Source organism: Mesorhizobium sp. WSM4840, from assembly GCF_055811755.1.
This window is the reverse complement of sequence record NZ_JBVVQD010000005.1, coordinates 1-24,948: the sequence shown is the minus strand read 5'-3', so window position 1 is coordinate 24,948 and position 24,948 is coordinate 1. Positions and strand designations below refer to the sequence as shown.

The 24,948-nt window shown below is 61.7% G+C and carries 29 protein-coding genes; 11 read left to right on the top strand and 18 right to left on the bottom strand.

Going from position 1 to position 24,948, the window contains the following annotated elements:
* Positions 1–27: 27 nt before the first annotated feature.
* The 5 genes from AC0L3I_RS09145 to moaA form a co-directional block, all read right to left on the bottom strand.
* Positions 28–810: an ABC transporter substrate-binding protein gene (locus AC0L3I_RS09145; protein ID WP_473526695.1), complete on the bottom strand. Its 783-nt coding sequence runs from the start codon at positions 808–810 to the stop codon at positions 28–30.
* A 214-nt stretch (positions 811–1,024) separates the two neighbouring features.
* The gene (gene mobB / locus AC0L3I_RS09140) at positions 1,025–1,534 is read right to left on the bottom strand and encodes a molybdopterin-guanine dinucleotide biosynthesis protein B (protein WP_473526694.1); all 510 of its coding nucleotides are present in this window, start codon (positions 1,532–1,534) and stop codon (positions 1,025–1,027) included.
* Positions 1,531–2,163, bottom strand: a complete 633-nt coding sequence (gene mobA / locus AC0L3I_RS09135; RefSeq protein ID WP_473526693.1) for a molybdenum cofactor guanylyltransferase MobA — start codon at positions 2,161–2,163, stop codon at positions 1,531–1,533. Before mobA ends, mobB begins: the two co-directional genes overlap by 4 nt.
* 40 nt (positions 2,164–2,203) lie before the next feature.
* A complete protein-coding gene (locus tag AC0L3I_RS09130; RefSeq protein WP_473487369.1) occupies positions 2,204–3,124 on the bottom strand; it encodes a DMT family transporter in 921 nt (306 codons plus the stop codon).
* Between the two features lie 150 nt (positions 3,125–3,274).
* Positions 3,275–4,270: a GTP 3',8-cyclase MoaA gene (gene moaA / locus AC0L3I_RS09125; protein ID WP_473487368.1), complete on the bottom strand. Its 996-nt coding sequence runs from the start codon at positions 4,268–4,270 to the stop codon at positions 3,275–3,277.
* Between the two features lie 199 nt (positions 4,271–4,469).
* On the opposite strand from moaA, the gene AC0L3I_RS09120 reads away from it, so the two are divergent.
* Complete coding sequence (locus tag AC0L3I_RS09120; protein ID WP_473526692.1) at positions 4,470–4,823, top strand: gamma-butyrobetaine hydroxylase family protein; 354 nt, start codon at positions 4,470–4,472, stop codon at positions 4,821–4,823.
* 22 nt (positions 4,824–4,845) lie between these two features.
* Here the strand turns inward: AC0L3I_RS09120 and AC0L3I_RS09115 are convergent, their stop codons facing one another.
* Positions 4,846–5,241 (bottom strand): nuclear transport factor 2 family protein, encoded by a 396-nt coding sequence (locus AC0L3I_RS09115; RefSeq protein WP_473526691.1) that lies wholly within the window; start codon positions 5,239–5,241, stop codon positions 4,846–4,848.
* Positions 5,242–5,441: 200 nt separating this feature from the next.
* On the opposite strand from AC0L3I_RS09115, the gene AC0L3I_RS09110 reads away from it, so the two are divergent.
* Positions 5,442–6,053, top strand: a complete 612-nt coding sequence (locus tag AC0L3I_RS09110) for a pyridoxamine 5'-phosphate oxidase family protein (RefSeq protein ID WP_473526690.1) — start codon at positions 5,442–5,444, stop codon at positions 6,051–6,053.
* A 5-nt stretch (positions 6,054–6,058) separates the two neighbouring features.
* Here AC0L3I_RS09110 and AC0L3I_RS09105 read toward each other — a convergent pair whose 3' ends face one another.
* Positions 6,059–6,511, bottom strand: coding sequence for a MarR family winged helix-turn-helix transcriptional regulator (locus AC0L3I_RS09105; protein WP_473487366.1), 453 nt, complete (start codon positions 6,509–6,511; stop codon positions 6,059–6,061).
* Positions 6,512–6,558: 47 nt separating this feature from the next.
* On the opposite strand from AC0L3I_RS09105, the gene AC0L3I_RS09100 reads away from it, so the two are divergent.
* Complete coding sequence (locus AC0L3I_RS09100; RefSeq protein ID WP_473526689.1) at positions 6,559–7,470, top strand: alpha/beta hydrolase; 912 nt, start codon at positions 6,559–6,561, stop codon at positions 7,468–7,470.
* Positions 7,471–7,530: 60 nt separating this feature from the next.
* On the opposite strand, the gene AC0L3I_RS09095 is transcribed toward AC0L3I_RS09100, so the two are convergent.
* Positions 7,531–8,145: a TetR/AcrR family transcriptional regulator gene (locus tag AC0L3I_RS09095; protein WP_473487364.1), complete on the bottom strand. Its 615-nt coding sequence runs from the start codon at positions 8,143–8,145 to the stop codon at positions 7,531–7,533.
* 99 nt (positions 8,146–8,244) lie between these two features.
* On the opposite strand from AC0L3I_RS09095, the gene AC0L3I_RS09090 reads away from it, so the two are divergent.
* Positions 8,245–8,991, top strand: a complete 747-nt coding sequence (locus AC0L3I_RS09090) for a 3-oxoacyl-ACP reductase family protein (RefSeq protein ID WP_473526688.1) — start codon at positions 8,245–8,247, stop codon at positions 8,989–8,991.
* 213 nt (positions 8,992–9,204) lie between these two features.
* On the top strand, positions 9,205–11,085 hold the full coding sequence (locus AC0L3I_RS09085) for a L,D-transpeptidase family protein (RefSeq protein ID WP_473487363.1): 1,881 nt from the start codon (positions 9,205–9,207) through the stop codon (positions 11,083–11,085).
* 112 nt (positions 11,086–11,197) lie between these two features.
* Here AC0L3I_RS09085 and AC0L3I_RS09080 read toward each other — a convergent pair whose 3' ends face one another.
* From AC0L3I_RS09080 to AC0L3I_RS09050, 7 genes are all read right to left on the bottom strand, one after another.
* Positions 11,198–11,674, bottom strand: coding sequence for a hypothetical protein (locus tag AC0L3I_RS09080; protein ID WP_123151340.1), 477 nt, complete (start codon positions 11,672–11,674; stop codon positions 11,198–11,200).
* 231 nt (positions 11,675–11,905) lie between these two features.
* Positions 11,906–12,163 carry a PepSY domain-containing protein gene (locus tag AC0L3I_RS09075; protein ID WP_123151342.1) on the bottom strand — a complete coding sequence of 86 codons (258 nt, stop codon included), beginning with the start codon at positions 12,161–12,163 and terminating at the stop codon, positions 11,906–11,908.
* Between the two features lie 121 nt (positions 12,164–12,284).
* Positions 12,285–13,355: an ABC transporter ATP-binding protein gene (locus AC0L3I_RS09070; protein ID WP_123151343.1), complete on the bottom strand. Its 1,071-nt coding sequence runs from the start codon at positions 13,353–13,355 to the stop codon at positions 12,285–12,287.
* Entirely contained in the window at positions 13,348–13,497 is a 150-nt protein-coding gene (locus tag AC0L3I_RS09065; RefSeq protein ID WP_473487360.1) for a hypothetical protein, read from the bottom strand. The genes AC0L3I_RS09070 and AC0L3I_RS09065 overlap by 8 nt, the downstream gene beginning before the upstream one ends.
* Before the next feature lie 4 nt (positions 13,498–13,501).
* Complete coding sequence (locus AC0L3I_RS09060; protein ID WP_123151345.1) at positions 13,502–14,377, bottom strand: carbohydrate ABC transporter permease; 876 nt, start codon at positions 14,375–14,377, stop codon at positions 13,502–13,504.
* A 1-nt stretch (position 14,378) separates the two neighbouring features.
* The gene (locus AC0L3I_RS09055; protein ID WP_473526687.1) at positions 14,379–15,446 is read right to left on the bottom strand and encodes a carbohydrate ABC transporter permease; all 1,068 of its coding nucleotides are present in this window, start codon (positions 15,444–15,446) and stop codon (positions 14,379–14,381) included.
* A 69-nt stretch (positions 15,447–15,515) separates the two neighbouring features.
* The gene (locus tag AC0L3I_RS09050) at positions 15,516–16,778 is read right to left on the bottom strand and encodes an ABC transporter substrate-binding protein (protein WP_123151349.1); all 1,263 of its coding nucleotides are present in this window, start codon (positions 16,776–16,778) and stop codon (positions 15,516–15,518) included.
* 691 nt (positions 16,779–17,469) lie between these two features.
* Here AC0L3I_RS09050 and AC0L3I_RS09045 point away from each other — a divergent pair.
* The 3 genes from AC0L3I_RS09045 (at position 17,470) to AC0L3I_RS09035 (ending at position 19,852) form a co-directional block, all read left to right on the top strand.
* On the top strand, positions 17,470–18,768 hold the full coding sequence (locus AC0L3I_RS09045; RefSeq protein ID WP_473526686.1) for a tyrosine-type recombinase/integrase: 1,299 nt from the start codon (positions 17,470–17,472) through the stop codon (positions 18,766–18,768).
* A gap of 273 nt (positions 18,769–19,041) precedes the next feature.
* Entirely contained in the window at positions 19,042–19,527 is a 486-nt protein-coding gene (locus AC0L3I_RS09040; protein ID WP_473526685.1) for a hypothetical protein, read from the top strand.
* A gap of 94 nt (positions 19,528–19,621) precedes the next feature.
* A complete protein-coding gene (locus tag AC0L3I_RS09035) occupies positions 19,622–19,852 on the top strand; it encodes a hypothetical protein (protein WP_473526684.1) in 231 nt (76 codons plus the stop codon).
* A 300-nt stretch (positions 19,853–20,152) separates the two neighbouring features.
* On the opposite strand, the gene AC0L3I_RS09030 is transcribed toward AC0L3I_RS09035, so the two are convergent.
* Entirely contained in the window at positions 20,153–20,287 is a 135-nt protein-coding gene (locus tag AC0L3I_RS09030; protein ID WP_473526683.1) for a hypothetical protein, read from the bottom strand.
* 161 nt (positions 20,288–20,448) lie between these two features.
* On the opposite strand from AC0L3I_RS09030, the gene AC0L3I_RS09025 reads away from it, so the two are divergent.
* Positions 20,449–21,789: a phage/plasmid primase, P4 family gene (locus AC0L3I_RS09025; protein WP_473526682.1), complete on the top strand. Its 1,341-nt coding sequence runs from the start codon at positions 20,449–20,451 to the stop codon at positions 21,787–21,789.
* A gap of 187 nt (positions 21,790–21,976) precedes the next feature.
* Here the strand turns inward: AC0L3I_RS09025 and AC0L3I_RS09020 are convergent, their stop codons facing one another.
* A complete protein-coding gene (locus AC0L3I_RS09020; RefSeq protein ID WP_473526681.1) occupies positions 21,977–22,459 on the bottom strand; it encodes a DUF992 domain-containing protein in 483 nt (160 codons plus the stop codon).
* 200 nt (positions 22,460–22,659) lie between these two features.
* Here AC0L3I_RS09020 and AC0L3I_RS09015 point away from each other — a divergent pair, with 200 nt between their 5' ends.
* Entirely contained in the window at positions 22,660–23,112 is a 453-nt protein-coding gene (locus AC0L3I_RS09015; protein WP_473526680.1) for a terminase small subunit, read from the top strand.
* 51 nt (positions 23,113–23,163) lie between these two features.
* On the opposite strand, the gene AC0L3I_RS09010 is transcribed toward AC0L3I_RS09015, so the two are convergent.
* Positions 23,164–23,838 carry a peroxiredoxin-like family protein gene (locus tag AC0L3I_RS09010; RefSeq protein ID WP_127857081.1) on the bottom strand — a complete coding sequence of 225 codons (675 nt, stop codon included), beginning with the start codon at positions 23,836–23,838 and terminating at the stop codon, positions 23,164–23,166.
* 233 nt (positions 23,839–24,071) lie between these two features.
* Between AC0L3I_RS09010 and AC0L3I_RS09005 the strand changes: the two genes are divergently transcribed.
* Positions 24,072–24,893: a recombinase family protein gene (locus AC0L3I_RS09005; RefSeq protein ID WP_473526679.1), complete on the top strand. Its 822-nt coding sequence runs from the start codon at positions 24,072–24,074 to the stop codon at positions 24,891–24,893.
* Positions 24,894–24,948: the final 55 nt, after the last annotated feature.

The window sequence follows — 24,948 nt, the reverse complement described above, 5'->3', positions numbered from 1 at the left end:
CCGCCGTTCGCTGTCAATCCGGAAGGATTAGGACTCGCCGCCGTAGACGTCGTACTTGAAGTACTTGTCGTTGATTTCCTTGTACTTTCCGTTGGCGCGGATGGCGTCGATCGCCTTATTGAACTGATTGACCAACTCGGTCTCGCCCTTGCGTACGGCGATACCGGCGCCCGGACCATGGATCTCGATGTCGGGCGTGATCGCACCGATCAGCTTGCAGCAGGCGCCGTCCGGCGTGGCAAGCCAGCCTTCGAGAACAGTGATATCGTCGTTGACCGCATCAACGCGGCCATTGGCGAGATCGAGCTGATATTCCTGCGCGGTCGGGTACGGCTTGATTGTACTGTCGGTATAAGCCTTGGTTGAATAGTTGAAGTGGGTGGTGGACGCCTGCACGCCGATCGTCTTGCCGGCGAGATCTTCCTTGGTCACGCCCTTGATGTCGCTGTCCTTGGGCGCGGCGATCGCCGGCGGCGTGTTGTAGTATTTGTTGGTGAAGTCGACCTTCTCGGCACGCTCCGGCGTGATCGACATCGAGGCGACGATGGCGTCGAACTTGCCGGCCTGAAGCGCCGGGATGATGCCGTCCCAATCCTGCGCAACGAAATTGCACTTCACCTTCATCTCGTCGCAAAGCGCCTTGGCGATATCGATGTCGAAGCCCACGAGCTGGCCATCGGCAGTCAGGTTGTTGAACGGCGGATAGGCTCCCTCCGTGCCGATCCTCAAAGTTTTCTCCTGAGCTTGGGCAACGCCCAATGTCAGCAGCGCGGCCGAAGCGGCGAGCGCTATACGCAGTGCAGTACGCATGATGGTCCTCTCTGTATGTTCCCGGCCGTCGTTACAAACGGCTCTGTGGGCGGTTCTTTTGACCGCCCGCTGGCGCGATACTCCCATTCTTTCCCAAGAAAAAGCAACTGTAAAACCGTTGCTTGCGGGGTTTCGCATTCCCAGACAATGCTGACGTTGGGGCAGGCATACCAACGAGGAAATAGGGGGCGGCCGAATGTCCGTCGGCAGTGGCTCAGCGCGTCAAACCTGTCGTGCGCTCGATGAAGTCGGCTATCGATTTCGTGTCGTCGAGATCGAAGACAGGCAGGCTTTGGCCCGCTATGGCGAAGTCGGCGGCGATGGCGACGATATGCGGATCAGTTGCCGAAAGCGGTGCCCGGTCCTTAGCCTCCAGCCGCCGCGTCTCGATCTTGCTGTGCGCTTCGCGCTTGTAGCCTTCGACCAGCACGATGTCGGAGGTGCCGAGCCGCGACAGGATCGCATCCAGCGTCGGTTCGTCCTCGCCGCGCAATTCGTGCATCAGGGCCCAGCGCCTGTCCGACACGATGGCGACTTCCGTGGCTCCGGCCTGCCGGTGGCGAAAGCTGTCCGCTCCCGACTTGTCGATGTCGAAATCATGGTGGGCGTGTTTCACCGTCGACACCTTCCAGCCACGCCGAACGAGTTCGGCGACCAGCTTTTCGGTCAGTGTCGTCTTGCCGGAATTCTTCCAGCCGGTGACACCGAAGACGCGTCTCATCATGGCTCCATCCTCTGCAACAGACGTTCGGCCCGAACAAGGTCATCTGACGTATTGATGTTGAAGAAAGGGTCGTGCAGATGGCCTCCCGAGGTCAGCATCGGGAATTCCACATCGACAAATTCATGCCGGTCGATGAAAGCGGAAACCCGCCTGATGTCCTCGTCGACCAGAAAACGCCGCAGAGCCTCACGGAGCTCCAACGGCCAGAGCGCGAATGTCGGATGCCGTTTGCCGCCGGAACAGGCGACGGCGATAGTGCCGGGACGTTCGTCGACCGCCGCGGCCAGCCGTTCAACCAGATTTTCGGGCAGGAACGGTGTATCGCCCGCGGCCGTGACAAGGGCCTCGCAAGTCGTGTTCGCGGCAGCCCACTCGAGGCCGGTCAGGATCCCGGCGAGCGGTCCGGCAAAACCTTTTACCGTATCGGCAACCACCGGAAGCCCAACCCCGGCAAACCGTGCCGGGTCGCCATTGGCGCTGAGCACCAGCGGACCGACCTGCGGAGCAAAGCGCGCAACGACTTGGTCCAGCAGGCTGCCGCCGCCAAGCGCAAGCAGGCCCTTGTCGCCGCCGCCCATTCGCCGCGACTGGCCACCGGCCAGAATGACGCCGGCAATCTCTTTAGTCATCGTCTATCGTCCATGCGGTCACTCGCCGCGAACGGCAAGCCTATATGCCGTCCGGCGCCATATCAGGTCCAGCGCTTTCGGCGGCTGTCTTTCGCCGGCCGACGATCCGTTCGCGGTAAAGTGCGTAGAGGCCGGAGCCGACGATGACGATGGCGCCGAGGATCATCGGCAGGTCGGGGACGTCGCCGAAGATGAACAGGCCAAGCAGGATCGACCAGAGCAGGGCTGTGTAGCGGAACGGCGCGATGAACGAGATGTCGCCCACCCGCATCGCCATGATGATGAACTGGTAACCGATGACCACGAGCACTGCCGCCAATGCCAGGAACGCCGTGCTTTCACCCGTCATCGGTGTCCACCCGCCCATTGGCAAAAGCAGCGCCGCGCCGAGCATTGTCATGGCGAGTGCCGTTGTGGTCGACACCAGCAATGTCGGAATGGCTTGCGGTATCCGCTTGGTGGCCAGGTCACGCACCGCACAACAGCCGACGCAGGCCAGCGCCAGCAGCGAATAGATGCTGAACCCGTCGAAGCCGGGCCGCACGATGATCAGCACGCCGGCAAAACCGATGGCGATGGCCAGCCAGCGCCGCCAGCCGACGCCTTCGTTGAACACAAGCGCTGCGCCCATCGTCACGGCCAGCGGCAGCGCCTGCAGCACGGCCGAGACATTGGCAATCGGCAGATGGGCAAGGGCGATGAGGAACGACACCGTGGCACCGGCTTCGCCGGCGACGCGCACCGCAACCATCGGCTGCAGCATCGAGCCGGGCAGGGCAAGCGCACCGCGTTGCCAGGCAAGCAGGCCCACGAAAAGCGAAGCGAAGGCGCCGCGGATCAGCATGACCTGCGCCATGTTCATGGATTCCGACGAGACTTTGGTGATCGCGTCGTTGAGGGTGAAACCAATCATGGCCACCACCATGAACAGCGCGCCGCGAAGATTTGGGGAAAGAAGCAAAGGCGTTACCGGTTGTGCTTTTGCATCAAGCCTGTAGCAGCCGGTCATAAGGCAGCAACGTTAAAGGGCTGGGCCACAGCCTTTCGCGTGGCCCGCTACATCCTTCTCGCAAGAGCGGCAGGATTTATTTCGGCGTTGTGACCGAGAAGATCAGCCGCCGGTGACACTCATGTGCCGCGACACCGAGGGACGGTTGGTACGGCGGTCGATGATGAAATCATGGCCCTTGGGCTTGCGGCCAATGGCTTCATCGATGGCGTCGGCGACCAGTTCATTGCCTTCGGATGCACGCAATGGTGCACGCAGATCGGCGGCATCCTCCTGGCCGAGGCACATATAGAGCGTGCCGGTGCAGGTCAGCCGGACGCGGTTGCAGCTCTCGCAGAAATTATGCGTCATCGGCGTGATGAAGCCGAGCCTGCCACCAGTCTCGGCGACGTGGACGTAGCGGGCCGGACCACCGGTCTTGTAGGGGATATCGGTCAGCGTAAACTGCCGCTCAAGTGCTGCGCGCAGCAGCGACAGCGGCAGATACTGGTCGGTACGGTCGGCGTCGATCTCGCCCATCGGCATGGTTTCGATGACCGTTAACTCCATGCCGCGGCCGTGCGCCCAGCGCAGCATCTCGGGCAGCTCGGCGTCGTTGAAATCCTTCAGCGCCACCGCATTGAGCTTCACCTTCAGCCCCGCTGCCTGCGCAGCGTCGATGCCGTCCATGACCTTGTCGAGATTGCCCCAGCGGGTGATCCGGCGGAATTTTTCCGGGTCCAGCGTGTCCAGTGAAACGTTGATGCGCTTGACCCCGCAATCGGCGAGCTCAGCGGCAAAGCGCGAAAGCTGCGAGCCGTTGGTGGTCAGCGTCAGTTCTTCCAGAGCGCCGCTCTCGAGATGACGCGAAATCTGACGCACCAGATGCATGATGTTCTTGCGCACCAGCGGCTCGCCGCCGGTAAGACGCAATTTCCTGACGCCCTTTTCGATGAAAACCGTGCATAGCCGGTCGAGCTCTTCCAGCGACAGCAGATCCTTCTTGGGAAGGAACGCCATGTCCTCGGCCATGCAATAGGTACAGCGGAAGTCGCAGCGGTCGGTGACCGACACGCGCAGATAGCTAATCGTGCGACCAAAAGGATCGATCATGTCCATGCTGGTGCGTTTCCCGTGGCTGCGAACGGCTTCGTTATATATGGCTATGTGATACGATCCAACCTGCCATTCAAGATAAGAAGTTTCGATCCTAGGCAACATCGCGCCGCCGACAGATCGTGTCGGAAGTTTCGAAGCGGCCTTTTCCCGCTGCGCGAAGCGGCGTAGGGAAAGGATAGATGATGCGGAACTTATCACCATGACGGCGCCGAAGGAACTCAGGGTCTCGAAGGACCGCAGGCTGCTTACCGTGACATTCCCGGACCATCAGCCATTCGAACTGCCGGCGGAGCTGCTGCGGGTGGCCTCGCCATCGGCCGAAGTGCAGGGCCATTCGCCCGAACAGCGCGTGACCGTTCCCGGCAAGCGCAATGTTGCGATCCTGAATGTCGAACCGGTCGGCAACTATGCCGTCCGCATCACCTTCGACGATTTTCATGATACCGGCATCTTCACCTGGAATTACCTGCATACGCTGGGTCATGAGAAGGACGCACGCTGGGCCGCCTATCTCGCCGAGCTGGAAGAGAAGGGGCTAAGCCGCGATCGTTGAATGGTTTCCGCGGGACGCTCGGTCAACGCAGGATCGCCAGTATTTCGCTGGTGTCGTAATAAAACGGCGTGCCTTCGATCAGCCGGTCATCCTTGAAGCGCAAGACTTCGGCAAATGGCTGTTTCATGGTTGCACCATTGGCCCGCGACGTCAGCGAAAGTGTGCAGCTCATGAATACCATGTCATCGTTTTGGGCGGCCTGAAGGTTCTCTACGGTCACGTCGCTCCAGATTTCCCGCATCTTGCGGAAAAGGGCGCCAACGCCGTCGAGGCCATTCCAGTCACCGGCATAGGGCAGGGACTGCGGCTCATGCACGACAACTTCCGCGTGAAATGCGCTGGCAAGCATATCGAGGCTCTCCGACCCTGATTGCAGGAAGCGCATTTCAGCCTCGAACATATTTTCAAGAAGTTCCATGGCGACGCGTCGTCCTTGAGGTTTATCCATTTTTGGTTCTCCGTGTTCGGCAGCACGATCAGTATCGTGCTATCAACGCGGCTTGCCCTTAATATTGCTGGTTCGACACCCGTTTCCAGACGGCCGAACTGACGTGCAGCAGGTGTCGTCAAAACGTCACGGATTTGGAGTAGCGCCGGCAAAGGTTCGGAGACGAAAACATGTCCGTCATTACCACGGTCGAACAGCTCGAAGCGCTCTATGGTCAGCCCGGCGAGACTTCGCTGGTCAAGGAACTCGACCATGTGATCCCCGAGTACGCCGCTTTCATCGAGGCCTCGCCTTTTGCCGCGCTCGCGACCAGCGGGCCGGAAGGGCTGGATTGCTCGCCGCGCGGCGATCTCGCCGGCTTCGTCCGCATCCACGATCCGAAAACCCTGATGATGCCGGACCGGCGCGGCAACAACCGTGCTGATTCGCTAAGAAACATCATTCGCGATCCGCGCGTCGGCCTGTTGTTCCTGGTCCCAGGCTGCGGCACGACGCTGCGCGTCAGCGGCCGCGCCCACATCACCACTGATGCCGCGCTGTGTGCCTCGTTCAGCGTCGACGGCCGACCGGCGCGTTCGGTCACGGTCATCGATGTCGATTCGGTCTATTTCCAGTGCGCCCGCGCCATTGTCCGGTCGGAATTGTGGAACCCGGCGAGGCATGTCGACCCGAAGTCGCTGCCGACACCCGGAAAAATCCTGGAAATCACCAGCCGGAAAGCCATCGACGGCGAGGCTTACGACAAGGAATGGCCGGAGCGCGCGAAAAAGTCGATGTGGTGAGCGGGTCACGCTTCCTTGAGCACGTCGGCAATCTTGCGCATCTGCTCGCCGATCATGTCGCATTGCTCCGGCGTCGACTGGCTCATCGCTTTCTCGATCAGCGCCATATGGACCTTCAGCGCCTGCATCAGCAGTTCCGTGCCGGCTTCGGTCAAGGTCAGCCGCAGCACCCGCTTGTCTTTCCGATCGCCTTCGCGGCGCAGCAGGCCGCGTGTCTCGAGTTGCGGCAAAAGCATGGTGACGTTGGAGCGGCCCACCAGCAGCCGGCGGGCGAGATCGTGCTGCGACATGCCGGGATGGCGGTACAGGTTCATCAGCACGTCGAGTTGCGCCGGCTTCAGGTCCAGCGGCGCGAGCTTCACCGCCAGCGTGCGCTCCAGCACATGGCAGGCGCGCGCCACCGCGACCCAGTTGCGAAAACGCGGGTTGTCCCAGGGTAGCTCTTGTTTAATGTTCATGTTTGAACTATTATGTTCATGCTTGAACGAATGGATGGATCGCCACTATGGCATCATTTGGATTGAAGGTCATCCGGGGCGTGTTTGCTGCCGCCGAACACGTGGCTCCCCGCCTTACAGGGCGCTTGGCGTTCGAACTGTTCTGCCGCACGCCGAACGCCAAGGTTCTCAGCGGCGGCGAGCGACGCGCCGTCGACCGCGCCGCCGGCTTCATGGCCGAGGCGCGCCATCATCGGCTGAAGACCAAAAACGGCTGCGTCATGGTGCATGAATTCAGGCCAGAGCCGGGCAGGCGGGCCGCCGGCACGGTGCTCGTCATCCATGGCTGGCGTTCGCGCACCGAATATATGCGCGCGCTGATCGAAGCCTATCGTGACGCCGGTTACAAGGTTGTCTCGCTCGACCTGCCGGGCCACGGCCAATCGCAGGGCCGCCGGCTGACACTGGTCAGCGCTGTCGAAGCCGCACGGCTGACCGGCGAATGGTTCGGTCCGTTCGTGGCGGTCGTCGGCCATTCCTTCGGCGGTGCCGTCGCCGCCAATGCCGTTGTCGGTTCGGTCAAGAACATTCCGCCGCTGGCGGCCGAGCGGCTGGTGCTGATCGCGGCGCCGAGCTCCCTGCCGGCGATTTTCAATGATTTCAGCCGCATGCTCAGTGTCGGCCCACGCTCGCAGGCCGCTATGGCCGACCGGGTCGAACGCATCGCCGGCCGACCGCTGCACGAATTCACCGGCGACCGCCAGCTTGCCAGCACGCCGGTGCCAACGCTGGTCATCCATGCGCCAGACGACCGCGAAGTGTCCGCCGACCATGCAAGGCTCTATGCCGGCGCCGGCGACCATATCAGGCTTTACTGGGCCGATGGGCTCGGCCATCGCCGCATTCTCGCCGATAGGGGCGTGGTCGAGCGCGCGATCGGTTTCGTTGCCGAACACCGGGAACCGTCGCTGCTGCATTGACCTGAACATCTTGCTTTTCCGGCCCAACCCGGAGTCCAGCCGCCATAGCGGTCGCGGTTGTCATGCCGCGTCCGTGCCGGCCATCACCTTCCACGCCGCCATGGCCCCAGACACCGTCGCCAGAAGGGCGGCGCGCGATGCGCCGTCGCGCGCCTGGATCGACATGCCGTGCTGCACCGTCGCATAGAAGGTCGCAGCCGTGCGGCAGTCGAAATTTTCCGGCAATTCGCCTTCCGCCACGCCGCGTTCCAGCCGTCTCAGCAAGGCTGCGCGGTTTTCGGCGCGACGGCGGCGCAGGTCATCGCAGATGGCGCCGCGGCTTGAGTCCTGATGCAGCGCGCCGAGTGCGATCAGGCAGCCTTGCGGACGATCGGTCTGCGAATAGGCCTTGGCCGTCTGGCGCAAGAAGCGCTCGACCGCCTGGCGCGCCGTCGGCGACTTTTCCAGTGCGGACCAGATATCGGTGCCTTCGACCTGCGTGTAGAGCTCGACCGCTTCGAGGAAGAGCGCTTCCTTGCTGCCGAAGGCGGCGTAGAGGCTGGGCGAGTTGATGCCCATCGCCGCGGTCAGCTCGCTCATCGATGCCCCTTCGTAGCCCTTGGCCCAAAACACCTCCATTGCGCGCCGCAAGGCAGCGGTTCGATCGAAGGTGCGGGGACGGCCTCGTTCGGGCATGGCATCCTTTCTGTGTTGATTGATACATAAATCTATTGACGCACCCGGGCAAGGCTGGCAGACATTTATGTATCGATCATTACAAAAAAGGAGAAAAGAATGTCATCGCAAGGCTTGAACGGCAAGGCTGCGCTCGTCACCGGCGGCAGCCGCGGCATCGGCGCAGCGATTGCGCGAAGGCTCGCGGCCGACGGCGCCAGCGTCGCACTCACTTACGTGAATGGCGAGGAGCGGGCCCGCGCTGTCGTCGGGGAAATCGAGGCAGCCGGCGGTCGCGCCATTGCTCTCAAAGCCGACAATCGCGACGCTGCCGCGATCCAGGAGGCGGTCAGCGAGGCAGTGAAGACCTTCGGGCGACTGGACATCCTCGTCAACAGCGCCGGTATCTGGCGCGCCGCGCCGATCGATGAATTGCCGCTCGCCGACTTCGATGAAACCATGGAGGTCAATGTCAGAGCCCCGTTCGTGGCCTCGAAGGCGGCAGTCGTGCATATGGGCGAGGGTGGCAGGATCATCTCGATCGGCAGCAATCTGGCGGAGCGTGTCACCGACACCAGCCTCAGCGCCTACTCGGCCAGCAAGGCGGCACTGGTCGGCTTGACCAAGGCATTGGCGCGCGACCTCGGTTCGCGCGGCATCACCGCCAACGTCGTTCATCCTGGCTCGACCGATACCGATATGAACCCGGCCAGTGGCCCGCACGCCGAGCACCAGCGACAGAAGATGGCGACGCCCCGCTTCGGCAAGGCGGAAGAGATCGCCGGGATGGTCGCCCGGCTGGCCGGTCCCGAAGGGCGCTTTGTGACAGGCGCCGCACTGACGATCGACGGCGGCGCCAACGCCTGACCCGTGCACTATTTTCGGGAACCGGAGCGGGCCCAATTCGCTTTAGTTGTCACGGCGTTGTGAAACTGTTCTGCAACAGGATAGCCGAAATTTATGGAAGCTTAACGAAATCGGTATGAATCGGTGTGGTCGCGTCTTACATCCCGCCATGCGGTGGGCGAGACCGTCAAGCGATACGGAACGGGAACCGGTTGCAGCCGGAGCGGGTGATCCATGAAATTCCTCGGAAACAAAGCAACCGTGATGCCGCTTGCAGTTGTCACGGTAATGCTGGCCTTCGGCATGCCGCAGGCGGACGCGCAAGGGCTTTTCGAGAGGCTTTTCGGCGGTGGTATCAGGCGCGCGCCCCACGGTGATTTCCCTCCGCCGCCGAGGCACAGGCCGAGGCCGAGAGAATTCGCTGGTGGTGGCAGCAGGATCAACAGCCCGTCCTACTATACCTATAAGGCCGACCGGCTGGTGCGTGTCGATTTTGCGACATTGATGGCAGCACCACAGCCGGTGGCACCACAGGACGCTGCCTTTGTACCGTCGCTCACCAGCGACGCCTTTCGCGAAGCGATTGCCGGGCTCGGCGACTACGAGCTCTATGCGGAACCTGACATTGCCAAGGCGTTGATCGCTTATTACTCGGCCAATCCGGATTTCATCTGGGTGACCGGGACCGGCCCAAACGGTCGCGCGCAGGATGCGGTGCGGGTGCTTGGCGAGGCGACGAGCTATGGCCTGACGCCGGCCGACTATTCGGTTGAAGTGCCCGCCGCCGGCGCATCGACCGGCGGGGCCGATGCGCGGCTGCAGGAACTCGTCCGCTTCGAGATGGCGCTGTCGGCGCGCGTCTTGCGCTATGTCCACGACGCGCAAAGCGGCCGCGTCGATCCCAATCGCATCACCGGCTACTATGATTTCCCGGCCAAGCCGCTCGACATCGAAGGCGTGCTGAAAACGCTGGTGCGCACCCAGCAAGTGCGCACCTATCTCGAATCACGGCATCCGCAGAATGCGGAATACCAGGCGCTGCGCGTCGAACTGGAATCACTTCAGGCCAGCGCCGAAGACGAGATCGTCGTTGACCCCAAGCTGTTGCTGAAACCTGGGCAGACCAGCCCCGAACTGCCGAAGCTTCTGGCGAAGATCGCGCGCAATCTAGACGACGAGATGGGCGGCGCCTATGGCGAGATATTGGCCAGGCTCGCCACCAGCGAGGTCTATGATCCGGAACTGGTGCCGGTTATCAAGGCAGTGCAGAAGAAGGCTGGCATGAAGGGCGACAGCGTCATCGGTCCGCGCACCGTCGCGGCGCTGGTCGGGACGTCCAAGGCCGACAAGATTCAAAAGGTGCAGGTCGCGCTGGAAGAGTTGCGCTGGCTGCCATCCGATCTCGGCAGTCCGCGCGTCTTCATCAACCAGCCGGCCTTCACGGCGAGCTACATCGAAAATGGCGAGGAGAAGCTGAAGACTCGCGCCGTCATCGGCAAGACCACCAACCAGACTTCCTTCTTCTACGATCAGGTCGAGCAGGTCGACTTCCATCCCTATTGGGGCGTGCCGCAGTCGATCCTCGTCAACGAGATGCTGCCCCGGCTGCGCAGGGATCCCGGCTATCTCGACCGCGCCGGCTACGAAGTGATCAACGGGCGCGGCAAGCGCATTCCCTCCTCCTCGGTCAATTGGGGTGCCTATGGCGCGAAAGTACCTTATGGCGTGCGCCAGCTGCCGAGCGAGGCCAATGCGCTGGGCGAACTGAAGATCCTGTTCCCCAACAAGCACGCAATCTACATGCACGATACGCCGCAAAAGTCGTTTTTCCAGCGTGACATGCGCGCACTCAGCCATGGCTGCGTTCGTCTGCAGGATCCGCGCGGCATGGCGGCGGCCGTGCTCGGCACCTCGGTCGACTACATTGCGGAGAAGCTGAAGCACGGACATTCGACCGAAAAGGTGGCGCGCACGATCCCGATCTATGTCGCCTATTTCACCGCCTGGCCGGACATGTCCGGCAAAGTCGAATATTTCAGCGACGTCTATGACCGCGACACGCGGCTGCAGCAGGCACTCGACAGCACGGAAGCGGTGCGCTCGCCGGCAAGCTGAGATTCTAAAGCGCGTCGCGTTTGACCGGCCTCATGCGACGCACTTTAGGTTGCTGTTTTGTTTTATGCATGTCGTTATCGCAAAACCGCTGCACACTTTTGCGCGACATACATTAGCGTAGGGAGAGCGGGAGCCGGAAGCCGGCCTCGCGCCCGGCAATCAGCCAGTAAGCCAGGCCGGCGACCAGACCGGCGGCGGCGATGATGCCGATATCGGCCCAGCGCTCGGGGCTCAGGTCCTCCGGCGCGCTCGGCCAGATCAGGAAGAAGCCGGCAGCCGCTGCTGCGGCGCCGAAGACCATATGCAGCCAAAAACTGCGCAGCGAAAACAATTCGGCGATCAGCGCGAAGATCAGCGTCTGCAGGCCGGTCATCATGATCGTCAGGAAATAGATCAACATGCCGAGCGGCGGCACGACCAGCGCCGCGATGGGGGAGACCCCCATGAGATCGAAATACGCCGGTGCATCAGGCAGCGAACTCAATGCACCATAGATCGTTACTACTGCGAACAGTCCGACCAGCACCGCAACGAAATAGCCGGCGAGCATCATCAGAACGCGTTTCGCCACATGCTTTGCCGTCGCCATGCCCACCCCCGTGCGGCTCAATGATCACGCCGCAGTCAGCCATCAAAGGCGCATCGGCGCAAGGGGATGCCGAAAAGCGTGCGGGAACCGTCGCCCCGCTCTTGGTGAAGCCACGCCGCTGCCCGCTTCCGAGGGATCGTCCCCAGGCTGCGCTGTAACCTGCCGGAATTGTTCCCGGTCCTTCAAGAGAAAGCCGGCCGCACATATCGGCTGGGGGAAGATGGCCGCGATCTATTTCGGCTCGGCTGTCACCGGATCGTAGGTGATTTCGACCTTCGCCTTGTCGGTCGTGTAATAGGTGACGGTGTAGGAGCCGCTGTCCCAGCCGACCTCGTCGACGTAGCGAAAGTCGTCGCGCTGCTCGACCTTGGCGATTATTTCCGACAGTTTCCTGGCATTCTGCGGCGGCAGCTGGGTTCCGTCTGCGGCAAGGGCCGGTCCGCCGAGAAGGAGGACTACGACACCTGTCGCCAAAACACGTCTGGACATGGCTTTCCCTCACTCTTCAAGGAGTAGAAACTCGCGGCCATGCAGGTTTGTTCCGGGGTTCTGGAATGGACACTCGCGAATCGCGCCGCCGCATCGCGTTGTCGTTGCTCACGTCTGCAACTCACGCCTCGTCGGGGAAGAGATGGGCTAAGGCCGTGTCGAACGTGAGCTCCAGGGCGTCACCCGGTTCAAAGATCTTGTCTTCATCGAAGGCGGCAATGAGCTCGTGATCGTCGCGAAGTGTCAGGTCCACGACCGTCTCGCTGCCCAACCGCTCGGTATGTGCCACGACGCCATGCAGCATGCCTTCTCCAGGCTGCGCCGCCCGGAGGTACTGCGGACGGATACCCAGGATGGCCTTGCCGTCTTTCCGGAAGGAGCGCCTTCTGGTCGCTACCCTGATCGGCTCCAGGGATTGATTGCCAACTGTTGCCGCTTCGCCATCGAGGTCGAGGACGTCGACCTTCAGGAAATTCATCGACGGGGCTCCTAGAAAGCCGGCTACGAACCTGTTGGCCGGCTCGTGATAGAGTTCCATCGGCGCTCCTATCTGCATGACTTGACCGTCCTTGAGGACGACGATCCTGTCAGCCAGCGTCATCGCCTCGACCTGGTCATGGGTGACATAGATCATCGTTGTGCCAAGTTGCCTGCGCAGCCGGCCGATTTCCATACGCATGTCCATGCGCAGCGCGGCATCGAGGTTGGAGAGCGGCTCGTCAAACAGGAATACGGACGGTTTCCGGGTGATTGCGCGCCCGATAGCGACTCGCTGGCGCTGGCCGCCCGAAAGTTGACTTGGGCGGCGGTCGAGCAGATGTTCCATTTGCAGGATGCGTGCGGCCTCGGCCACCTTCTGCTCCTTTTCCTGCTTGGAAGCGCCCGCGATCGTAAGGCCGAACGCGATATTCTCGCGCACCGTCATGTGCGGAAAGATGGCATAGTTCTGGAACACCATCGCAACACCGCGTTCCTTGGGTGGGAGTTCGTTGACCACCCGGCCTCCGATCTCGAGGATGCCTTCGGTTATGTCCTCGAGTCCGGCGATCACCCGCAGCAAGGTGGACTTCCCGCAACCTGACGGTCCGACAAAGACGACGAACTCGCCATCGTTGATGTGGATATCGACGCCTTTGATGACGTCGACGCGACCATAGGATTTCTTGACGGCCTTGAGCGAGACCTCAGCCATAAGCAATGGCTCCCTGGTTCATGTGCGGCAATCCGGGATCACCGATCGATTGGTCGGCCTTGAGGAAATAGCCGTGCCCGCGCTTGCCGTCATGGGCGTACCAGTCGTCCCAGATCCACTGGCGTTTGAGCGCGAGAACCATGCATTCAGCCCTTCACACCGGTCGAGGCGATCGATGCGATGAAGGCGCGCTGCAGGAAGAGATAGAAGATCAGCACCGGGACGGTGATAAGGGTGAGATAGGCCATGACTTCGCCCCAGGCGACGTTGAGTTGAAAGAAGTAGCCGAGACCGACCATGACCGGGCGGTAGTTTTCCTGCTGCACGACGATGAGCGGCCAGAGATATTGGTTGTACATCACGAGGAACTTCAGGATGGCGGCAGTCGCCAGAACCGGCCCTGAAAGCGGCATGACAACGCGACAGTAGACCTGCCACCAGCTCGCGCCCTCCACCCGGCTTGCCTCGATTAGCTCGCCCGGCAGTCCTTTGAAATACTGCACGAACAGGAAGATCGTCAGCCCATCGGCGATCCAGGGGATGATCTGTACCCTGTAGGTGTTGAGCCAGCCCCAGTGCAGCCCATCAAGCCCGATCCAGGGCAGTTTCGAGACCAGGAGCAGGAGCGGGATAGCGATGGTCTCGAAAGGGATGATCAGCGTGGCGATGACGATCGAGAGCACCACGTCGCGCCCCTTCCACCGCAGGAAAGCGAAGGAGAATGCGGCCAGCGAACAGATCAACAATGAGAGAAGGACGGTCGCCCCGGTGACCAGAACCGAGTTTAGGACGAACAGGCCGACAGGCGCCCGCCGGAACGCTCCGAAATAGTTGTTGAGGCTGATGTCCCCGACGGGCAGGAAAGCACGCAGGCTGGAGGTGTCCGCGAGGAGCTGACTGTCGGGCTTGAAGCTCGAGTTGATCATGAACACGAGCGGAAAGATGAAGATCAAGGCAATCAGGCACAGCACCAGATAGCGGACGAAGAGCCTCAGGCCGTAATTGTCAGGATTGAAGGCCATCTTAACGCTCCCGTGTCAGCCAGCGCTGAGTGAGTGAGATCGCCAGCACGATCGCGAACAGGATGACCGAGATGGTCGAGCCGCCGGAGATGTCCTGCTTGCCGTAGCCGCGCTCGACCGCCTGGAAGACGAGGGTCTGGGTGCTGTCGAGCGGACCGCCATTGGTCATCACGTCGATCTGGGCGAAAAGCGCGAAGCCCTGCATGGTGATCACGACAAGGACAAGCACGGCGGTGTTGCGCAGGCCCGGCCAGGTGACATAGCGGAAGGTCTGCCACATCGAAGCCCCCTCGATGGCGGCGGCCTCGTAGAGCGTCGGGCTGATCGTCTGCAACCCGGCCAGCCAGATGACCATATGGAAGCCGACGGCCTGCCAGATCGACATGGCCATGACTGCGGGCAGCGCGGTCGAGGGATTGCCGAGCCAGTCGACGGGCGGGAAGAGGCCGAAGGTGAGGGCCTGGAGGATGCTGTTCAACAGCCCGTTCTGGCCGTCATAGATGAACCGCCAAAGGAGCGAGACCACGACGATGGAGACCACCACCGGCATGAAGTAGATGGTCCGGAACAGGTTGATGCCCCTGACCTTGTGGTTGATCAGCAAAGCAAGCATCAGCGCGAGGCTGCCCTGCACCGGCGCCACGACCAGGACGAACAGGACGGTGTTTACCAGCGCCTTCATGAACACAACGTCGCTGGCGATGACGATCATGACGTTCTCGCCGGACTGCCAGCGAAACCACTCGCGCATGCCGCGATACTGAGGATAGTCGTCGCTACGGGTGATCGCACGCAGGCGCGGATACTGGATTTCGCCGGCCTCGTTTCGGATCATTTCGCCAGCATCGTTGCGCTCTGGCTCAAGGGTCACCACCGCAAGGCCCAGGAGCTGCTGATAGTTTTCCAACCCGACGAACTGGGTGGGGTTCGGCGACAGCAGCCGCTGATTTGTCAATGACAGACCGATCGCGAAGAAAAACGGCAGGACGATGAATGTAAAGATGAGTGCGAAGCCCGGCAGGGCGAATGTCCAGCCCGCCCGGTTCGACAGGGTTAGTTTCGACGCCATTTGCCGTATCCGCCCAGCAAGCCAAAGAGGGTGGAGTCCGCGGCTGGCGAGGACCCCGGCGCGACAGATCTAGCGGTGGCCGTAGCCACCATTGCTTTCGATGTCGGCGTCGATCTCGTCGACCGCCGCGTCAAGCGTGTCGGCCACGTCGGCACCATTGGCGATATCGGCCAATGACTTGGTGAAGACCTTGGCCTGGACCACGTAGCCCGGGGTGACCGGGCGCACCAGAGCTTGTGCTTTGGAGAGGTCGAAGAACACCGCGAGCGGGCCGCCATCCTTGTAGTTCTTCGTCATCTGCGCCGCCGAGGGCGTCGGCGGGATCAGGCCGATGCCGTCGGAGAAGGCGGCCAGGTACTTGTCCTGCGCGGCGAACTTGATGAACTCGGCAGAGCCTTCCGGATGCTTGGACTTGGCCGAGACGCCGAATTGCCAGGATCCCGCGCCGATCTTGTTGCCGGCGCCGAAATCGGGGGCTGGAAGGAAGACAACGTCATCCACGGCTTCCATCGTTGCCACCGCGCGCCAATTGCCGTTCCACTGGAAGGCGAACTTGCCGCCGATGAAACCGGTCTGCTGATCGGCCGGGTCCTCACTGGTGCCCGGCGCATAGCCTCCGGTGAATAATGATTGCCACCACTTGCCAAAGGCCTGCGCAGCCTCGCCGTTCAGCGCGCCTTCCGCGGTCTTGTAGGTCGAACGGTCGACAATGTCGCCGCCGAAGCTCTGCAGGAACGGCGAGAAGGCATAGGAGTACCACTCGGCCTGGTCGTTCATGCCGAGATCAAGGGCGAATTCATATTTGCCGGAGGCCTTGGCGGCATCGAGCGCGGCCATGAATTCCTCTCTCGACCAGGGCTTGTCGAGGGTCGGGGTGCGCAAGCCCAATTCATCCAGCGTCGATTGGCGTGCAAAAAGCGCCACCGCCGCCTCCCACAGACCGACCGAATAGAGCTTGCCATCCCACACGCCTTTGGTGCCGGGCAGGAAGTCGGCGAACTCGCTCTCGTCGATCGGCAGCGGCTGCAGATAGCCGGCCCAGGCCCAATTGGGCATGACGGGCCCGTCCACATCCAGGATGTCGGGCAGGTTGCCCGCCAGGGCCGCCGCCGCAACGGAATCGTTGTAGCTCTTCTCGGGGAAGCTCTCGATGGTCACCGTCCAGTCGGACTGGCTGGTGTTGAAGTCGGAGATGATCTGGTTGAGGATTCGCGACTCCACCTCATTGCCGGCGCCGTGATACCACATGGTCAACTTGGTCTGCGCCAGCGCCGGCACACACAGACAGGTCGACGCGATCACCACACCGGCAAGGTGTTTTGTCAGGTTCATCGGTTATTCCTCCCTTTTGACTTTAAGGTCGCTGGCTGGATCCAGGGTCATCCCCGAGGCCGCCATGACAGCGGGCTGGGAAGCCAGGGCTCAGTTTCGGGTCGGCCGCTACGGGCCCTTGATGGGGTCCAGCAATGTTCGCGGAAGCCGGACGCATTTGCAATTGCGCAGTTTCAACTGGTCGGAGCAGGAGGTCGACGGCGATTCCCCTCGTCAGTTCGCGGGCCATTGAGATAGCAGTTCACCTAGGACGATTTTATCGTCCGTCAACTTTCTCCCGGCCGCGTTCAATGTGCAGCTTGAGCGATTCCAAGGGTAGACAGCGCTTAGTGATGTGTACCCAGCTGCCTGGCGAATCGCATGAACCGGGTCATGGCAAACCTGGCCATGAGGCGGAAGTTCGAAGCGTAGGCGGCTGCGAAGCGGATGGTAGCTTTGTACCGGAAGCGGGTATTGGTGGGCGATGCAGGGATTGAACCTGCGACCCCACCCGTGTGAAGGGTGGTTCTGCGCATTTCTGCGGGTTTCTGCGGGTTTCTGAAAGACACTCCAAAATCACCTAACGTTCGATTTTTATTGCCTTTTGTGTCACTGCGGCATACCTAGGAGGTATCTACCAATCTTTCTACGGTGTAGCAACGGTGTAGCAACGGAATGCCGATGCGACACGCAAACCGACAAGGCGGCGCAGATGCAAAAACGAAAACTTACGAAGACGGTTGTTGACGATCTGGAGCCGCAAGAAGCGGCCTATCGGGTTTACGACACCGATCTGAAAGGCTTCTGCGTCCGCGTGGCACCATCCGGCGACAAAAGCTGGCAAGTGCAATACCGTCCGCACCCCGGCGGACGCGGGACACCACCAAAGCGTTATACCTTTGCCGCCGTCACCGTCCTGCCGCCCGACGAAGCGCGCAAGCGAGCGAAAGACATCCTGCATGGCGTTTCGGAGGGTGAAGACCCGATCCGCGACAAGATCGCAAAGCGGCGCGAGCACACAATCAAATCGCTGGTCGATCTTTACGAGGAGGAAGGCGGCACCATCCTGCGCGGGGTTCGCATCGGCCAGCCAATGAAGCCGCGCAACAAGCAGTGGATGGTGAACCGGCTCCGGCACCATGTTGTGCCGCTTCTCGGTTCCAAGCGCGTCTCTGAAGTCACGCCGACCGATGTCGAGCGCATGGCGAAGGACATCGCCGGTGGCCGGACCGCCAAGGATGAGAAGGTCGGGCCGCGCCGCCGCATCATCGTCAGGGGCGGCGAGGGCCAGGCCCGAAAGGTGGTGCGCGATCTGTCGAGCGTCTTCACCTTCGCAATCCGGCATCCGGCCTTCGACGTGTCGGAGAACCCGTGCGTGAAGGCGGCGGTCAACAAGGTCGACGGCAAGCGCACGCGCTTTCTGACCCTGGAAGAAGTCGGTCGGCTCGGCAAGGCGCTGGAGGAACTGGAGGCCGAGGGCATCAATCCGAAGGCGCTCGACATCGTCCGACTGTGGGCGCTGACCGGCTGCCGCCGCGACGAGATCGCCGCACTCAAATGGACGGAAGTCCAAATCGATCTCGGCTGCCTCGCCCTGGACGATACCAAGACCGGACGAAGCTTCCGACCGCTTTCGGCACCGGCTGCGGCCTTGCTGGCATCGTTGCCGCGCTATGCCGACGCCGATCAGCCGGACGGCCTGTCACCGTGGGTATTCCCGGCGTCGCGCGGCGGCGGCCACTTCCAGGGCACAAAACGGATATGGCCGATGGTCGTCAAGAAAGCCGATCTTCCTGGTGTGACCCCGCACACGCTGCGGCACACTCTCGGCTCGCACGGTGTGTCGGGCGGGCAGGCGCTACCGATGGTGGGGGCCATTCTCGGCCACAAGGACACGCGGTCGACGATGATCTATGCTCACATGCAGCAATCGCCCGCCGTGAAAGCTGCAACCCGCGCGGCATCGCTGCTGCGTTGGCCGGTAAGACGCCCGGCAAGCTCCTGCCGATGAAAAAGCGGGCGGGATGAAGGCGTGGCCCGGAAACCGCTGACAGACACAGCTGCCGCCGACGCTGCGGCCAGACGCTTGGTCCGGAAACCGCCGCCAGATGTCCATTCGCAGCGGCGGGAAAGGGCAGAGGCGCAGCGGCGGGAAAGGGCCGAGGCCCGGAAGAAAGCCGCCGACGCTGAGGCGCGATTTCCATCCATCTTCTCGGCTGCGGCGGTCGACCGCATTCTTGAGCGAGTTGCTGCAAGGCTCGATGTGCCTCGGGAACTGGACCGAGTGCAGTTTGGCCGCGCCCTCGACCGCGCGCACTTCTGGTGCCAGACCTTCAAAAACGTCAGATCATTTAACCCCGACAAACGCGGTGGCGAACTGATTGAGCAGGCGCGCGCTTTCGTCGATTTGTGGGACAGGGCCGATAACGAGGGCCAGTGGTGGCGGGCGCAACTGGCCCCCTATGCCGACTTTGTCAGGGAGTTGCGGGGCTTTGAGGAATTAGCCAAGCAGTTTGTAACGGGTCTGGACGCGCCGCTTGAACTCGAGAGCGTGCGGAAATGGTTCGTCGGCGAGCACCTTGCCGGGATTTTCGAGAGCCACTTCCCCAAGAAGAAGGCAACCGCATGGTTTACCGAAACGACCGATGAAGACGGCATTGTCGTCATCGACAAGGTGAGCGCCTATGTCACCTTTGTGCTTGCCGTCATCGAGGAAGGTCACTGTGATCCGGTTTCTGTCAGGACCATCGTTCGGTACCGAAAACAATAGGTGAAAACAGCGGCGGCAAAATAAGCGGTTTCTCACCGATCAAGTGCTCGTCGAAATACCCCATCGTCCCTCCCAGCCATCAAGGGAGGTTTCCATGACACTGCTGAACCCGACACAGGCGTGTGACTATCTGCGCGAAAGGGGAGTGACCCGCGCGCCGGTGTCATTGCGCAACCTGCGCCTCAAGGGCGGCGGCCCGCAGTTCCGTAAGCTGGGCAACAACGTCTTTTACGAGCCCGAGTTTCTCGACGCGTGGCTCAAGCATTCGCTGACCGCCCCTGTGGCCTCGACCTCGGAACTGACCGGGCGCAGCAAGGCCGCCTAGAAAACGAAACCCGCCGGCCTTGGCGACCAACGGGGTTCGGGACTTGTATTTCGGGGGCTTGGACCGCCCGGAAGATATAAGTTATCCCTTATGCGATCGTCAAGCACCGGCGGCCTCTCTCAAGGGAGACCGCGATGCACGACCTACCTCTCCTCGACCTTGATGATGGCGAGCCGCGCTACGTTATTCATCGATCAACGGCGGCGAGTTTTCGCGATCTGAACGGTCGCCGTTCTGCGCTTGGCTTGGTGCCGGTGCGCCCGGCGTCATCGCTCGCACCTCCGGCACGCGAAGGGCGTTCTATCGAAGCTGCTGCGATCCGCGCATGGCGGCGCGATCATCGCCTTGTTGCCGTGCCGCCTGGTCGCACCGCGTCGCGATGGAGATCGCGATGAGCAGCAAGCTGCCCGACATTACCGTGACGGCGCTGTTCATCGCTGCTGCCGCTGCGGCACGCAAGGAGAGCCGGCGCTACTGGTCGGCGAACGACAAGCGGTTTCCGCAACAGAAACCATCGTTCTGGCCGGCATCGCCCGAAGGCACCGACGACACCTTGCAGGAACGACACCGCCGAGGCGACAGAAGGAGGTGGCGACGTGAAGGACGAAAGCCGCATCCGCGCCGTCGCCGAACTGGACACGGTCAAGGAACACACCGACGAGGCGCTGGCGCTTGAGTTCGCTCGCCGCCATGCGATGCGAACCCGCTACGTCGACGGCTGGTCTCGCTGGATGCTTTTTGACGGCGTTATCTGGGCACCCGACGAGATCCTGACGATATTCAACTATGCGCGGGCCCTGTGCCGGGACGATGCGGCCAGCGCGCCCCCAAAAGATAGAGGGAGGATACTATCGGCCAAGACGGTTGCCGCTGTCGTCGTGCTTGCCCGCTCGGATCCGGCGCTAGCCGCCGTAGTCGACCAGTGGGACGAAGATCCGACGGCGCTGAATTGCGATGGCGAAGTCATCCAGCTTGATACCGACGATTGCAGCCGCCGCGTCATTCCCGGCGACTATATGACCAAGTCGACGGCTGTCGGGCCCGGCGACGATTGCCCGTTGTGGCTGGAGTTTCTAACACTCGTGACTGGCGGCGACGGCGAACTGATTGACTATCTTCAGCGCGTCTGCGGCTACTGCCTGACTGGGCTGACCATCGAACATGCGCTGTTCTTCCTCTGGGGACCGGGCGGTAATGGCAAGTCGACCTTCATCGAAACCATATCCGGCGTCATGGGCGACTATGCCAAGACCGCCGGGATCGATACTTTTACGGCCTCGGCATCCGACCGCCACCCGACCGACCTTGCCTCCTTGCAAGGCGCAAGGCTGGTGACAGCGATTGAAACAGCCAGGGGCCGCAGTTGGGACGAAACCCGTATCAAAACGCTGACCGGCGGTGACCGCATTTCGGCGCGATTTATGCGGCAGGACTTTTTCGAATACACGCCGCAATTCAAGCTCATGATTGCAGGAAACAACAAGCCGGCCCTCACCAGCGTCGACGACGCGTTCAAGCGCCGATTTCATATGGTTCCGTTCATCGTTCGCATCCCGGACGACAAGCGCATCCTCGGCTTTTCCGACCGGCTTAGGGACGAATGGCCGGGCATTCTGGCATGGATGATCGAGGGTGCCCGACACTGGCGACGGCTCGGCCTGTCGCCACCGCCCGCCGTGCTGGCCGCCACGCAGGAATATCTCGACGGCGAGGACACCATCGGCGCATGGCTCGAACAATGCACCGAACGAGTTGCCGACGGCTTCGAAAGTCGACAACGGCTGTTCGCGTCATGGAAAGACTTCGCATTGCGGACTGGCGAAAACCCCGGCACGCAAAAGCAACTTGTTGGCGCGCTCGCCGGGCGCGCGGGCATCTACCCGCACAAGCGCGAGGGCGTCCGGGGTTATCTCGGTATCCGCATCACATGGCAATGAAAAATGCGTTTCGGGGCACTTGGGGCACTTCTCTCCATAATCGACGTATGGTGTGTGTTAGCGCCCCAATTCCCCTACGTCGGATATACAATGAAGTGCCCCAAGTGCCCCGACTGCACGTCCGGGTCACCTCCTTGATGGCATTCGATGGACGCCGGGTGATGGGCTCGGGCGTGCGGTGTGGGCTCTATTTGGCGGCGCGAAGTTGGAAACTGGTCACACCGGCTGCAACGTTCAGGCCGGTCTGCACCTGGACACTGAGTGGCTGCAACGTATAGGTCCTGTTGGATCCTCCAACCAGAAGATTGGCACCAGCGCCTACCACGACCGTTGCTTCGGCACCAACGCCGCTGTAGTCACCGGCCAGCACGCCGGGCGCATAGACGTTACCGGTTGGCGCAAGGACCCGCCATCGCAGCACTGCCCTCGGCGTCGGACCGACGTCCAGCCCCAACTTCCTGATGACCCCCACGTATGTTTCGCGTGCGACCTTCGGATTGGCCGACGTGAAGGTGCATGTCAGAGCTTTTTTCGAGCCGATGATGTAGCGAGTGCCAGCTGCGACAACGCAGTCGAGCACACCGAACGTCGTGTTGGCCTCCTGAGCCGCGCTGGGCACAATGGACGCCGCGATCGCGGCAAGAGTGATGGCTGCGAGACATTTACGCATTGTGGTTGCTCCTTGTGAGGTGGTCGAGACTTCACTGGAGGCGTGTGCGCTACCTTCAGCATACTACACGAAAGAAGATTACCCGGCACTTTGTTCCGGAACCTGTTGGCCTCTGGCAATTGGGGCCAATGGCGGCGGCCAACTGATTGAGATTACTTTCTGTGGCGTCAGGAAAGCGGCTGCGGTATCCTGACACCACCATGCCACACACCAAATTGAACATACGGCAGGAGCGTTTCTGTCTTGGCCTCTCCGAGGGCCTTCCTCAATCGCGAGCCTACATCGAGGCCGGTTATACGGCGCGTGGCAATGCCGCAGAGGTGGAGGCGTCCAAGATGGTCAGGTTGCCTAAGGTGGCCGCCCGCGTCGCTGAATTGCAGGCCAAGGCTGCAAGGCGGTCGCAGATCACGGTCGACGACTTGGTTGCTGAACTCGTCGACATGCTCGACCTAGCTGTCGCTACGAAAAATCCCGGTGCCGGTGTTGCGTCAATCATGGCCAAGGCCCGACTGCTGGGCCTTGTCGTTGACAAGGCAGAGATCAACAGCACGATCAGGAAGCCATTCCGGACACCCACCACCGATAGCCAAATCAGCATCGACGAGTGGGTGAGGCGCTTCGCGCCGAAGCGCGTCGACCCCGGCTCGAACTAACGGTTTGCATAACACCTGCTATCCGTGCAGCCGATGTCCGCAACTGCGCCGCTACTGACCAATGTGCGACGCTGCCGACATTAGCTCCTGCGTATTCGGAGCGCCGAACAGGCCGCCATCGAGAACCTCGGTGGAGGTCCAGCGAACGACACCGTCGCGGTCGAGCAGGAACTGGCCGACGAGCTGCCCCATGCCGGTGGCCATCATCTGTTGATCCGCTTCCGTGATATCGTAGCTGTCCTTCTTGTTCAGATATTCGAGCGCCGCAAACGGGTCCATCGGCTCCGGCATCTCGCCCGGCAAGTCGACCCGCATCGACTTCGCATCGCTCATCGAAACCTTTTGCGGCCATGCGCTCTCGTCTTCGGTGATCTGCATATTCGGCAATCCAAAGGCGCGGTGTGAAGTCCGCTCCGGATCGGATGCCGCGAGCAGGCCGAGCATCGGATGGTACCGCAGATAGAGGCGCGCCCGCTCGATGGGCGTGTTGACCACTGTCAGGCTTTCGATGCCCTTCTCGTTGAGGGCTTGGGTGAGCAGCGAAATCGTCGCGATATGACGCCTGCAAAAAGGACAATGGAGACCTCGATACAGCCCAACCAGCACTGGTTTCTCGCCACGGAAATCGTCGATAGCGATTGTGCCCTCGCGGGTAATCGCGTCGAGCACGAAATTGGGCGCCGTTTCGCCCAGTTGCAGAGGGCCTACGTCGGTGCGGTCAGACATGCTTGATCCTCCTCGCGGGTCAATCCAGTAACGGAAGCGTGGCGGTACTTCCGGCTCCAGCCCGTGTTCGGCACATACTTCCTGTGCGTGTTGAAATTGCACTGTAGCACAGAGATGGCGGACGTTGGAGCGCTATCCTAGTGTCGGCACTTTCCGAACTTGATTTCCGGCCATTTTCGCGCCAAGATTTGTCAAATGCTCAAGCAATTGATATGGATGTCAGGCTGTATCCCATGCAAGACAAGGATTTAATCAAGGCTGTCGCCTATCTGCGAACTTCATCTGCGGCCAATGTCGGCTCAGACAAGGACAGCGAGCGACGGCAGCGCGAGGCCATCGAGGCATTCGCCCGCTCGGCTGGCTACGAGATCGTTGAAAGCTACTATGACGCGGCAGTCAGCGGTGCCGATGCGGTGACGACGCGGCCGGGCTTCTCGGCGATGCTGGAACGACTGCTGTCGAATGGCGTGCGCACGATCCTAGTCGAGACCGCCTCCCGCTTTGCCCGCGACCTCATCGTTCAGGAAACCGGCCACGAGATGTTGAAGGCGCGTGGTATCGAGTTGATCGCCGTCGATAGCCCGGACAGCTTCGTGGCCGACACGCCGACGGCGCGGCTGATCCGGCAGGTGCTCGGCGCGGTTTCGGAATTCGAAAAGGCAATGCTGGTCGAGAAGCTTCGCGGTGCCCGCGAGCGCAAGCGGCGCGAGACGGGCCGGAAGGTCGGCGGCCGCAGGAACTATTCCGAGATCGCGGGCGGGCCGGAACTGATCGCGCTCGCAAAGAAGCTGCATCGGTATCCGGTCAATGGCCGCCAACGCACCCTGGCCGACGTCGCTAAGGCGCTGGCTGGGGCGGGATATCTGTCGAGTGCCGGAAAGCCTTACACGCCCACTGCCGTCTCGCGGATGCTGGTATCAAGGAGAAGTGAGCGCACCACGCCACGAAAGGTCGACGCCAAAGCATCATCGTCGACGTTCGAACCAATCGCCGCAGAACTGCAACAAGAGGCCGCTGAGCCCGCAACGCGGACACCGCTCGGGTCGCGCTGGTAGCCCCCCCCGGCACCCGCCCCGCCGGGGTTCGTTCGGTGGCGGGGGGGGCTACCAG